This is a genomic window from Paenibacillus sp. FSL R7-0273 (genome assembly GCF_000758625.1).
Classification (GTDB): domain Bacteria; phylum Bacillota; class Bacilli; order Paenibacillales; family Paenibacillaceae; genus Paenibacillus_AQ.
In genome coordinates, this window is sequence record NZ_CP009283.1 from 1849223 (window position 1) to 1862133 (window position 12911).

Annotated in this window: 10 protein-coding genes; 8 read left to right on the plus strand and 2 right to left on the minus strand. The window is 53.9% G+C overall.

All coding sequences use genetic code 11. The features are described 5' to 3' along the window. Positions 1-46 precede the first annotated feature (46 nt). A complete protein-coding gene (locus tag R70723_RS33335) occupies positions 47-256 on the minus strand; it encodes a membrane or secreted protein (RefSeq protein ID WP_156123793.1) in 210 nt (69 codons plus the stop codon). Positions 257-418: 162 nt separating this feature from the next. Between R70723_RS33335 and R70723_RS07940 the strand changes: the two genes are divergently transcribed. Continuing rightward, on the plus strand, positions 419-1099 hold the full coding sequence (locus tag R70723_RS07940; protein WP_039871182.1) for a hypothetical protein: 681 nt from the start codon (positions 419-421) through the stop codon (positions 1097-1099). On the opposite strand, the gene R70723_RS07945 is transcribed toward R70723_RS07940, so the two are convergent. Further along, entirely contained in the window at positions 1057-1872 is an 816-nt protein-coding gene (locus R70723_RS07945) for a hypothetical protein (protein ID WP_156123794.1), read from the minus strand. The two genes, R70723_RS07940 and R70723_RS07945, sit on opposite strands and share 43 nt — an antisense overlap. A gap of 66 nt (positions 1873-1938) precedes the next feature. On the opposite strand from R70723_RS07945, the gene R70723_RS07950 reads away from it, so the two are divergent. From R70723_RS07950 to R70723_RS07980, 7 genes are all read left to right on the plus strand, one after another. Further along, positions 1939-2835, plus strand: coding sequence for a metallophosphoesterase (locus R70723_RS07950; protein WP_144027217.1), 897 nt, complete (start codon positions 1939-1941; stop codon positions 2833-2835). 429 nt (positions 2836-3264) lie between these two features. Further along, positions 3265-4386 carry a glycoside hydrolase family 5 protein gene (locus tag R70723_RS07955; RefSeq protein WP_039871185.1) on the plus strand — a complete coding sequence of 374 codons (1122 nt, stop codon included), beginning with the start codon at positions 3265-3267 and terminating at the stop codon, positions 4384-4386. Positions 4387-4417: 31 nt separating this feature from the next. Further along, on the plus strand, positions 4418-5371 hold the full coding sequence (locus R70723_RS07960; RefSeq protein ID WP_039871186.1) for an ABC transporter permease: 954 nt from the start codon (positions 4418-4420) through the stop codon (positions 5369-5371). 27 nt (positions 5372-5398) lie between these two features. Then, positions 5399-6280: a carbohydrate ABC transporter permease gene (locus R70723_RS07965; protein ID WP_039871187.1), complete on the plus strand. Its 882-nt coding sequence runs from the start codon at positions 5399-5401 to the stop codon at positions 6278-6280. Positions 6281-6636: 356 nt separating this feature from the next. Beyond that, positions 6637-8169: an extracellular solute-binding protein gene (locus R70723_RS07970; RefSeq protein WP_047171063.1), complete on the plus strand. Its 1533-nt coding sequence runs from the start codon at positions 6637-6639 to the stop codon at positions 8167-8169. A 104-nt stretch (positions 8170-8273) separates the two neighbouring features. Then, on the plus strand, positions 8274-10541 hold the full coding sequence (locus tag R70723_RS07975) for a helix-turn-helix domain-containing protein (protein WP_179088119.1): 2268 nt from the start codon (positions 8274-8276) through the stop codon (positions 10539-10541). Between the two features lie 51 nt (positions 10542-10592). Further along, a complete protein-coding gene (locus R70723_RS07980) occupies positions 10593-12908 on the plus strand; it encodes a 3-O-beta-D-glucopyranosyl-beta-D-glucuronide phosphorylase (RefSeq protein WP_039871193.1) in 2316 nt (771 codons plus the stop codon). Positions 12909-12911: the final 3 nt, after the last annotated feature.

The window sequence follows — 12911 nt, forward strand, 5'->3', positions numbered from 1 at the left end:
TTTAAGATTGGGAAATCTTAAGGTCCGGTTTTTTTTTGATGCAACCTCAACGCCCCGACGTTAACGCCAACACCGAGGCCAACAGCGAAGCCAACCCCGCCGCCAACACCAACACCAACACCACCAGCACCAGTACTAACGCTAACACCAACACCAACACTAACACCAACACCAACACTAACACCAACACTAACACTAACACCAACACCACCACCACCACCACCAACACCAACACCAACATCAACACCAGCACCAACCCGTTAGCCGGCCATATGGGATATTGTCTTTACTCTAAATAATCACCCTTGACGGAGTGAAGCGCCAAATCTATAATCAAACCAAACGGACGAAGAACGTCCCGCACTCCTAAGCTTATTGGGGTGCGGGACTTTTTTGTGTTAAAAGGGGGAAGAGAGTAATGGGATTTGCTGAAGAGCATATGAAATGGCTTGTTTTTCATAAGAAGCGGAGGAGCGGTGAACGGCTGGACCGTCTTGAGCGTGGACACGGCCATGGCGAAAAGATTTTTGTTGAGCGGGTATGGTGGCCGATTTTTGGTCATATGGATGATTTGCATCCTGAGTATGAGGTCTCGGACTGGCGGGGAAGGCCGTACTTTGTTGATTTTGTGTGGAAACGGGGGGAGATAAAGGTAGCTATAGAGGTAAAAGGCTATGGCCCGCATGTACAGCAAATCGATCGGACCAGGTACAGGCAGGAGCTCAACCGGGAAACATATCTGCAAATAGCAGGTTATCAGGTAGTTGCGGTTCCCTATGATGATTTGGAATCGGCATCGGATCTGACCATTTCGTTGTTCAAGTCCTTACTGGCTCCAAGTTTGCTGATAAATACTGATGAGTTAGAGCATCACTACACCAGACTGGAGAGGGACATTATGCGTGCAGTGGTACGATGGAACGGGATGATCCGTCCTGTAGATTTAGCGAACGGGCTGAGGGTTCATCCGCGCACTATACGTAAATCCTTAACCCGGCTGTGTGAAAAGGGGAAACTAAGGCCTGTCCCGGCGAGCGGAAGCAGCAGGATCTGCCGCTATGAATATGTTCCTTCCATAATGAATAACGGACTATGGTAGATTGAGCCGGCTACCGAATGTGAGGCAAAAATGCCCTTGATTCTGCCGAAAGTCGGCCGGACGCCGAAATGAAGGGCAAAAATGCCCTTGATTCCGCCGAAAGTCGGCCGGGCGCCGAAATGAAGGGCAAAAATGCCCTTGATTCCGCCAAAAGTCGGCCGGAAGCCGAAATGAAGGGCAAAAATGCCTCTGATTCCGCCAAAAGTCGGCCGGAAGCCGAAATGAAGGGCAAAAATGCCTCTGATTCCGCCAAAAGTCGGCCGAACGCCGAAATGAAGGGCAAAAATGCCTCTGATTCCGCCAAAAGTCGGTCGGGCGCCGAAATGAGAGGCACAAATGCCCTTGATTCCGCCAAAAGTCGGCCGGACGCCGAAATGAAGGGCAAAACTGCCTCTGATTCCGCCAAAAGTCGGCCAGACGCCGAAATGAGAGGCACAAATGCCCTTGATTCCGCCAAAAGTCGGCCGAACGCCGAAATGAAGGGCAAAAGTGCCTCTGATTCCGCCAAAAGTCGGCCGGACGCCGAAATGAGAGGCAAAAGTGCCTCTGATTCCGCCAAAAGTCGGCCGGGCGCCGAAATGAGAGGCACAAATGCCCTTGATTCCGCCAAAAGTCGGCCGAACGCCGAAATGAAGGGCAAAAGTGCCTCTGATTCCGCCAAAAGTCGGCCGGACGCCGAAATGAGAGGCAAAAGTGCCTCTGATTCCGCCAAAGGCAGGCCGCCCCCGGCCAACCCGTAATCTTTTCCTTCTATATAATACAGTCCAGTCCAAGAGCTTCCCCTCTGAGCCGAATAACATGCTACTAGATTCAATCTCCATATTGAAGAGGTGGTATAAATGAAACGGAAGTCGTCAGCGGGGAAGCGGCGTACCCAATCTGCAAGAACACGGTTACTCTCCAAGCTAAGCCCCAGCTTAAAAAAGAAGCTAAGCGGCTCCTCTCCACAGTCCAAACAGCCCCAGCCAGGCCTGAGGCGCAAGGCAAAGGCTTACACTGTGGATTTTTCCGTAATCGGCGACAGCCATGTGGGCTATGCGAACAGCTCAGCTATTTTCAAAGATTTGTTGCCTAAGGCGGCGGGGAGCGGGAATAAACGTTTTTTCATTTTCGGCGGGGACAATACGCAGGCCGGGGCGAATCACGGGAAGGACGCGGACACATATTACAGGGATTTTAAAAATATCGTCACTGCCACGCTCGGCAGCATCCCCTACAAAGCTTCAATCGGAAACTGGGAGGCCAGCACCCGGGCGCTGTTCACCAAGTATCTTGGAGCAGTAACCGGACGGATGAATTTTCCCGGCACCCAGGGGCTGGTCCGGTATGTGTGGCTGGATTGTGCGCTGGGAAGCTTTTCGGCTGACAGTATCAATCTGCTCAAAAACCTGGATGACCGCTACTATTATATAATCGACTTCCACTGGCCGCTCCAGATCAGCGGGATTACAGTGGAATCCAGCCATGTGCTCAGCGCGGCGGAGACGGCGAAGTTTTTTGCGGCGATCCCCGATAAGGTGAGGGATAAGGTACTGGCGGTTTTTACTCATCACGGCCATAAGTTCTTCCGCAAGCTGACCAATATTTATCCGGGCTTCAGCAAGACCAAATTCTTCGTGACCGGCTGCTCGGGCGATTATAAATGTAAGCCAAGCGGCGACCGGGGGTATTACAACGGGACACTGAGAATTAACGGCTCAACTGTCATGGTAGATGCTTACAGAGTAACTGTATAATGCAGACCGGCTATATGTACTGACCTATATGTACCGAACCCAAGCTCCGCGATGCGGGGCTTTTTGGGCAGAAAGGAACTTCTAGGGTGCCCGCAAAGTACCTGAGTCAGCATCCGCGAGAGCATCACGTTGCGGGGCTTTTCAGCTTTTTCCAGGGGAACGGTGTGCCCTTAACTGTCTGGTGAAATGACAACCCGAGGGTGTGAAATGAACAGCCGGGTGCTCTAAAGCCAGCAGCAGCAAGGGTTTTAGACTGGTACTAAGATGACTATAGACGGCAATTCCGCAGCTACACTATATTGGTGGCAGAGCAAGCAGCTGCTGCCCGAAGGTGCTGTACAGAAAGATGTACTTCTCTGTGCGGCTTTCAAATGAATACGCTTTCCTGTACATGATGAGGTGAAATCCCAATCCAAGGAGGCTGTATGAATGTCATCTAATCTAAAAAAACACCCTGCGCTGACGTGGTTCCTGTGCACAAGCCTGTTCCTTTCATTATTCATTAGCGGCGGCGCGGCAAGTGCCGAAGGGACGCCGGGAACGGTAGCTTTCCAGTCTATAGAAGCGAAGCCGATGGTGGCCCTGATGGGCAGGGGAACCAACCTTGGCAACACGTTCGAAGGGAACTGGAACAGCCAGAGCTATCAGGATGTGAAGAACACGGTAGACGCTTTTATCGCTGCGGGCTACACGAACATCCGGATTCCGGTGAACTGGGGCGGACGGGGAACGAAATACGCTTCGACGGCAGATGAGCAGGGGCATTTCTCAGCCAGCGCCCCGAATGTAGCAACGGTAAAACAGCTGGTAGACTATGTCTTGAACGATGTAAATACCGTGCGGAAAAGCCAGAACAAACAGCCGGTCATCCTGATCATCAACACGCATCATGAAGAATGGGCGATGAGCGCGCTGCAGGGGGAGCCTGCTTTTGAGAGCAATATGCAAAGGCTGGAGACGATCTGGACGGGAATCGCCGGGCTGTTCAAGGATGCGCCGGAGACGCTGCTGTTCGAGCTGTTCAATGAGCCGCATCTGAGCATGAACACCGGGGCGGCGGCCAAGGCAAGCGTCATCGAGCTCAACAAACGGGCGTATGCGGCGATCCGCAGCTTTACCGTAAACGGCACGCAGCCGCACGCTCAGCGGAATCTTATTTTTGGCGGATACAACTACAACAGCGCTTGGGGCCTGTATGATACGTACCGCAATCCGCTGGACCTGCCGGGTGAGGGAGAGGACCGTTTTGTCATCGGCACCTACCACTCGTATTATCCGAATCTGGCAGACCATCTGAAGCGGGTAGACGATGTAAAAAGAGAGTTCGCAGACGTGCACGGCATTCCGGTATATATGGGCGAATTCGGGTACGAGCACCGGGGTGTTATCACCGATACGCTGCTTGATTCCTACCGGCAGATTGCGAGTAAAGCGGTCTCGGGAGGATTTGCCTTCTCGGTATGGGATGACAACGGCTGGTATCAGATCTATAACCGCTCGACCGGGCAATTCAACGCATTGAAGGATCAGGTGCTGTATCCCGGCAATTAATCCTTAGCAATGCTGGAAATGGGGAAGGAACATGGGAAATCCTATCGCGGCTTCGAAGCCGACAATAACAAATGTGTACCGCAGGCAGAGGCTGAGACGGATGGTCCGCAACAAATGGCTGTATATCATGCTTCTGCCCGGGCTGCTGTATTTTATTATTTTCAAATATGTGCCGATGTACGGCCTGCTGCTCGCCTTTAAGAATTACCAGCCTTTTCTGGGCTTTGTGGACAGTGAGTGGGTGGGGCTGAAGCACTTTAACCGCTTTTTCGGGGACCCGCTGTTCTGGAAGCTGCTCAGCAATACGTTCATTCTGGCCGCCTACAACATCCTGTTCTTCTTTCCGCTGCCGATCATTCTGGCGCTGATGCTGAACGAGCTGCGGTCGCAGGCCTACAAAAAATGGATTCAGACGATGGTCTACATCCCTCACTTTATGTCCTGGGTCGTCATCGTTTCAATTGCCTACCTATTTTTCACCACCGAAGGCGGTCTGGTCAATGAGGCGATCGCCTCCATGGGCGGGGAAAAGGTCCAGTTCCTGCTTAGTCCCGGCTGGTTCCGGACGTTCATAACGGGTGAAGTGATGTGGAAGGAAACCGGGTGGGGCACAATTATCTTCCTCGCGGCGCTGGCGGGAGTAGACACACAGCTCTATGAGGCTGCCAAAATCGACGGGGCAGGACGCATGCGCCAGCTCTGGCATATCACGCTTCCGGCCATCCGCTCCACCATTATTATTCTGCTGATCCTGCGGCTGGGGAATTTCCTCGATACGGGGTTTGAGCAAATCTTCCTGATGCTGAACTCGCTCAACCGTGAGGTCGGTGAAGTGTTCGATACCTATGTGTATACCACCGGGATATCGCAGGGGGAGTACAGCTACAGTACGGCGGTCGGGTTGTTTAAGTCCGTGGTCGGACTGGTGCTGGTATTCGGCTCTAACTTTATAGCCAAACGTTTTGGCGAGGAAGGAATTCTCTAAGCAAATCATCCGAAAGGAGGTAGAATTGTGGTAAAAGAAACATCATGGGCCAGCCGGCTGTTCGATATTTTCAATATCATCGTTCTGGCAGTAATCGCGCTGGTCACTATTATTCCGTTCATCTATGTTGTTGCAGGCTCATTTGCCACCCAGCGGGAGCTGCTGGAAAAAGGGTTCATCCTCTTCCCGACCGAGTTTTCACTGGAGGCGTACAAATACATCTTTTCGACCAGCACATTGATGCGGAGTCTAGGGGTTACTATCTTCATCACCATTGTCGGTACGCTGATCAATATTACACTGACCTGCCTGATGGCGTATCCGCTGTCCCGCAGGGATATGGATTTCCGCTCGCCGATCCAGCTTCTGATCATCTTTACGATGCTGTTCAGCGGAGGGATGATCCCGACCTTCCTGGTCGTCAAGGAGCTGGGCATGCTCGATACGTACTGGTCGCTGCTGCTGCCGGGTGCGATTAGCGCCTTTAACCTGATCATTATCCGCAGCTTCTTTCAGCAGCTTCCGCCGGATCTGGAGGAGTCGGCCAAAATCGACGGTGCCAGCGACCCCGGCATCCTGCTGCGGATCGTCATTCCATTGTCCCTGCCGGCGCTGGCTACCTTTTCCCTGTTCTATGCCGTAGGCCACTGGAACACGTATTTCAGCTCCATCCTGTATATTAACGACTCGACCAAGTGGCCGATTCAGGTGCTGCTGCGGCAGATCGTCATGCTGTCCCAGGGCGGCAGCCTCGGGGATACCTCATCACTTGAGAGTAACTTTATTCCGCCGGACCAGGCTGTTAAAATGGCGGTCATCGTCATCTCCACCGTCCCGATTCTGATCGTATACCCGTTCCTGCAAAAGCATTTTGCCAAGGGCGCGCTGCTGGGATCGGTTAAGGGTTGAGGGAGGCTGGATGCCAGCGTAATGCCCTGCCGCCGGAACTTGGCGGGACGCTGCGACGCCGGACTTTCTTAGGATAAGGGTGCACTGGTGTCGTGACGCCTGTCTCCCGGATTCTCAATTAGGTGGAAAAAGATCATCTAATTTTAAAAAATCGCCCGTTTAAAGCGGTTTAAGTGTAAATAGGTAACCTAATTCGGCCGCTAAGCCGCCCGGATGCCCGTAACCTGAAATGTAAGCGGATTAATTCCAACTAATCTCATCATGCAGGCAATTCAACAGAGATTAGGTGCCGAAAATCCAACTAAATATTTCGACCGCAGAACGAAACACAACACAGTCAAGAAAGGAACATAACAATGACAACAAACCAAGGGGCTCTAAGCTTAAAAAGAAAAGCAATGACCGCCATTTCAGCGCTGCTCGTGCTGGGAACATTGTCCGCCTGCAGCGGAAATAACAATGCGGCCGGGAACGCACAGGGCGGAGACAGCAGCACACCCGCCGCCGAGGGGCCGTTCAAAATGTCCATGATGCTGACCAGCTATAACCCGGAGCCGATGGACCCGGAAGGTGAGCTGTATAAGCAGCTGGAGGAACGGACCAATACGGACCTCAGCATCACCTGGGTGCCGTCGACCACCTACTCCGATAAGCTGAGCGCAACAGTCGCCTCGGGCGAGCTGCCGAGTGCTGTGCTGGTGCTGGACCAGAAGCTTCCCTACATCGTGAATTCAGCGCGCTCCGGGATGTTCTGGGAGCTTGGGCCTTACCTGAAGGATTACCCGAACCTGAGCCGGATGGACGATGTGGCCCTGAATGCCATCTCCATTGACGGTAAGGTATACGGGATTTACCGCGCACGGGATCTGGCCCGGGACGGCCTGATGCTGCGCAAGGACTGGCTGGATAATCTGGGCCTGCAGGAGCCCAAGACGATTGATGAGTTCTACGAGGTGCTGAAGGCATTCGTGAATAATGACCCTGACAAAAACGGCAAAGCCGATACGATCGGCCTCGCCGAGCAGCAGGTTGCGTCAGGCTGGCGGGCGGTGCTGACCTGGATGGGCGGTCCGGCCGACTGGGAGATCAAGGACGGCAAGGCAAGCCCGGCGCATCTGTCGCCCGCTTTTCTGGAGACGATGAAGTTCTACAAGAAGCTCTATGACGAGAAGCTGATCAACCTGGATTTCGCGGTGGTCAAAGACGGCAAGCAGATGATTAATGCCGGTAAAGCCGGGGCATGGGTTGCCAACCTGAACGATGCCAACGGCATTGAAGAAAGCGTCCAGAAGGTGACACCAACCGGTGCAATTACTATGGTTAACGCGCTCGAGGGTCCGGCAGGGCTCCGCAGTCCGGGCGGGTCGGGCTCATACGGGACTTTCATGATTCCGAAGACGTCGGTGAAGACGGAGGCGGACCTCAAGGCGGTACTGAACTTTTTTGACAAAGTATCCGACGACGATATGCAGAACATGCTGGTCAACGGGCTGGAAGGCCGCCAGTTCACGCTGGATAACGGAAACTACGTGAAGACAACGGACCCGAAAATGCTGGCCGAATATGGGATGGGCGATTCCTCCCAGCTGGCTGTGTTAAGAGATAAGGTGGTGACTTACGGCAAACCGCTGGTGCATCTGCGTGATGAGATGTGGAAAAAGAATGCCGAAATCGCCGTGGTCAATCCGATCCAGCCATACATTTCTGACACGTACAGTGAACGCGGCTCAGAGCTCAGCAAAATCATTGACGATGCCCGGGTGCGCTTCATCATGGGCGATCTTGACGAGAACGGCTGGAATGCGGCGGTAGCCAAATGGGAGCAGGACGGCGGCTCGAAGGTCATTGAGGAATATACGGCGGCTTACAATCAGGCGAACGGACAATAGTGTTGACAAATAGCCTGTTCATGCCGTTAATAAAAATCCCCATATGCTAAAATAAAGGCAACAAACGATTGCGGGGGTAGTGGGTTATGCGGATATCGAGCTACTTGCGGAAATTAATCATACTTACTTTACTGATCGGTGCTTTTCCGGTGCTGATCTTAGGCTGGTATTCCTATCACTACTCCTCCCAATCGGTGCTGCAGCAGGTCGAGGAACGTAACTCCCAGGTGCTCAGGCAGAGCCAGCTGCGGGTGGAGCAGACGCTCAAAATGATCGATTTTTCCACGACACAGCTGCTCGGGCTGCCCATAGTGACCAAGGCGATTGCGACAAAGCTTGATATAGACGACATGGAAATCATTCACGAGCTGTATAAGCATCTCTCTTCAATCCAGACGTTCGAGCTGGGCATCAAGGATGTGTATCTGTACAGTCTGGAGCAGGATTGGCTAATTACCAACTCGGGCCTTGACGCCTACAATCAGCCGGGGCTGAAGGAGAAGCTCCGTTCATTCTCCGGCATGCCTAACGGCTCGATGTGGGTCAGCGGCAATTCAGCGAGCATCCAGGGGGCGGAGGGGATGGTCGAGCTGAACCATGCCGTCATTAATCTGAAAAAATGGCCGATCAACGCCAGCAGACCGCGGGGCTTGATAGCGGTAGTAATGTCCGCCCAGCAGCTCAGCGATCTGATTGACAGCGATCCGGGCATGGGCGATGTGTTCATTCTGGATGAGGACGGCCGGGTCATTACCCATCCGGATTCCTCGCTGCTGGGTAAGGATCTGTCAGAGGAGCCTTACATTCAAGCGGTCAGAGCGCAGACGGAGGCTAACGGAGTTTTCAGCGGCATGGCCGGAGAGAGCAAGGCCTCTATCTCCTTCCGTAAATCCGGGTATAACGGATGGACTTATGTTTCGGTTGTTCCTACACAGGCGGTGACGCGTGAGGCAACTGCTATCGGAAGGACATCCATTCTCATCAGCCTCGGCGTGCTTGCCGCTACCGTGCTTACAGCGCTGATCGGGTCACGGCGGATGTATACCCCGGTAAGGTCGATATACCGGTCTTTGCTGCCGGACAAAGAGCCGCGGCCCAAAAAAGATGAGTTCACCGCCATCTCCGACCGCATTCAGGGCCTTTTGTCCGATCAGAGCAAGCTGAGGTTCGAGCTGGCCGGACAGCAGCAGCAGCTGGCAGAGTTTTTGGTCCGCAAAATGCTGCTGGGCGAAGCAAGGTCCCAGGGGATACAGGAACGGCTGGCGGATTACGGATACGGCTATACCGGTGGCTGGACGCTTATGCGGGTGCTGCTAGTGCAGATTGACCGGCTCGACAGCAGCCGTTTTACAGAGCAGGACAGGGATCTGCTGCTGTTTGCGGTCAGCAATATCGCGCTTGAAGTGGTTCCTGAAGGGGACCGGCTGCCGCCGATTGTAATCCGCGAGTCTGTTGTCATGCTGATTGGTACTAAGACGCAGTCGGAGGAGGCTTTTAAGGAAGCTGTATACGCCAGAGCTGCTGAGGTGCAGGCTTCCGTAAAAAGCTATCTGCAGCTGCAGGCCAGCATCGGCATCAGCCGCTCCTGTACAGCATGGCCGGAGGTGAGCCGCGGGTATGAGGAAGGCGAGAATGCGCTGAAATACCGGGCCAGATTGGGCGAGGAGGTTATCCTGTTTATTGAGGATGTCCAGCCTGCCCGGCGCAAGGAAATCATCTATCCCAAAACCCTTGAAGATGAGCTGACCGGAGCGATCAAGTCGCTGGACCGGCAGCGTGCGGCGGAAGCCTTATCCTTAATGATGAATGCGCTCGCAAGCGAGGAATATGATCATCAGGAGTATCAGATGTCGCTGGTGCGGCTGCTGATGGATCTCATCCGGCTGCTGCAGGATTCCGGCATTTCGCATCATCAGCTTAAGGCTGACGGGGATTCGCTGTTCGAGGAGCTGCTCGGCATGCACAGTCCCCGTGATATAGAGGAATGGTTCAATGACACGCTTGTCGGGCCTGCCGTCGGGCTGCTTGAAGAGCGGCAGAGAAATCAGTTCACCAGCATTTCCGAAGAGGTGAAGCAGCTGATTGCGGAGGCTTTTGACACCGATCTGACGCTGGAAAAATGCTCTGCGAGGCTGAATTATCATCCGCAATATATAAGCCGGGTATTCCGCCAGGAGACCGGCATCAGCTTTACCGACTACCTGGCGCAATACCGGCTGACCGTAGCCAAAAGATGGCTGAAGGAAACGGACCTGACGATTACCGAAATTGCCATGAAGCTGAAATATAATAACCCGGCGAATTTTATCCGCTATTTCCGCAAGATGGAGGGGATCACACCGGGCCAATACCGGAATAATCTGACGGAATAGCAGCGGAATGTCGCCGGGGTCTACAGCGAACAGGAAAGGTGTGCATTGCAATTGAGCAGAAGCGGACCCTATGGGTTTTTTAAGGATAATGGCAGCCAGTATGTCATCACGACACCCCGGACACCGGCAAGGTGGTTCAACTATTTATTTAATGATTCCTATTATATGGAGGTTTCCCAGACCGGGCAGGGGGACAGTGTGGCTTTTGAGCCACGGCACCGTGCTATTACGCGGGGCTACCGCTTTTTTTATGTGAAGGATCACGGGACAGGGCAGGCTTGGGCACCGCTGTATCAGCCGCTGAAGAGTGAACCGGATGCTTATGAGTGCATTCATGGCCTGGCGGACAGCGAAATCCGTACCAGTACCCATGGGATTGAAACCTCCGTGCATGTGTTTGTCCCGCGTGAAGGCCAGCAGGAAGTCTGGACAGTGACGCTTAGGAATGCCGGGGCAGAGCCGAGAGAGTTATCACTGTTCACGGCGTTTTCCTTGGAGAACGGCGGCGTCATGGGAAGTAAATGCGACTTTGATGAAGAGACGCAGATTCTCTCTGCGTATTCTTTTCCCTATCATGTGACCTATGAGCAAAAAGCCGGCTGTGACGATCATACCAACGTTGTCTATGTCTATTCTGACCGGCAGGCAGATTCCTATGACTGCAGCCAGCGCACCTTCTTTGGCGGTGACGACATTTATGAGCTGCCGGCAGCTGTGCGGAATGGAAGCTGTTCGGGGCAGCGGGCGGAGGCGGAGCATCCGGCGGGTGCGATGCAGCAGCGGATTACGCTTCAGCCGGGAGAGGCTGCGGTAAGCCGTTTTGTAATCGGCTGTGCCCATTCGCTTGAAGAGGCAGCTGCAAATAAGGCTAGGCTGACTGCTAAGGGCTTTGATGTTCTGCATAAGGAGGTTTTGGAGTATTGGGAGCGGATCAACGGCGCGTTCCAGATAGAAACTCCGGATGAGAACGTTAATTCTTTTATGAATATCTGGCTCAAAAAACAGATCGTCATGCAGACCCGAACGAACCGCATGTCCAATTACTGCCCGGTCCGCAACCAGCTGCAGGATGCTCTAGGCTATGCGCTGATTGACCCGGCAGGAGCGGCAGAGTATATGATCTCTGTGCTTAAGGGCCAGGAAAAAAACGGCTTTATTCAGCAGTGGATTATGACGGACGGGTCACCGCCCAAAAATCTGTGCCTCCTAAAGCATACAGACGGTCCGGTCTGGCTGATCATCTGCATGGTTGCGCTGGTGAATCAGAGTGGAGCCCCGGAGCTGCTGCACCGGCAGGTAGCTTTCAAGGATTCAAATGATACCGTTTCCATTTATGAGCATCTGGTGCTCGCAGCGGACTATATGGTGGGTGCGACCGGGGAACACGGCATTTGCCTGATGGGTGACGGCGACTGGAATGATCCGATCAACGGCCCCGGCCGGCTGGGCCGCGGCGAGTCGGTCTGGAACACGATGGCACTGGTCTATGGCATCCGCGGACTTCTGCCGTTCTGTGAACGGCTTGGTGATACGGAAGGTGCAGAGCGCCTCCGGTCGGCGGCTGTAAGGCTGGCGGAAGCGGTGAATACCAGCTGCTGGGACGGTGAATGGTACATTGCCGGGTTCGATGATAACGGCGTGCCGCTGGGAACAGCCCGGGACGAGGAAGGGCAGCTGTTCCTGAACACCCAGACCTGGGCAGTAATGAGCGGGATCGCGGACGGGGAGCGGCTTGAGAAATGCTTTGCAGCGATCGACAGTCTGGATACCCCGTTCGGGCCGCGGCTGCTGGAGCCGCCGTTCAGCGGCTGGAATCCGAAATGGGGCCGGATCAGCCTCAAGCTGGCGGGCACGACAGAGAACGGCTCTGTCTATTGCCATGCCTCCATGTTCAAGGCTTTCGCTGACTGCATCGCCGGGCGGGGTACGGCGGCCTGGGAGACGATCTGCCGGACGCTGCCGACGAACAGGGACAATCCGCCGGAGCGTAACGGGCAGGTGCCGATTTTTGTACCAAATTATTATTTCGGATTGGCTGACTCGCCAAGCTACGGCAAGTCCAGCCATCATGTCTCCACAGGTACGGTAGGCTGGATGCTCTGGACTACCCTGGAATATGCGCTTGGCATCAGAGCAACGGCAGACGGCCTGGTCATAGACCCCTGTATTCCGGCGGAATGGTCCGGTTACCGGGTGGAGCGCAGGTTCCGTAACGCGGTATACCGGATTGAAGTAAAGAATCCTGACCGGATCAGCAGGGGAACAACGAATGTGCTTGTGGATGGTGAAGCCTGGAGCGGTACAGAGCTTCCTTATGAAGACGGCAGAGAGTATGAGATATCTGTTCAGCTTGTGCCTGAAGGATAAATA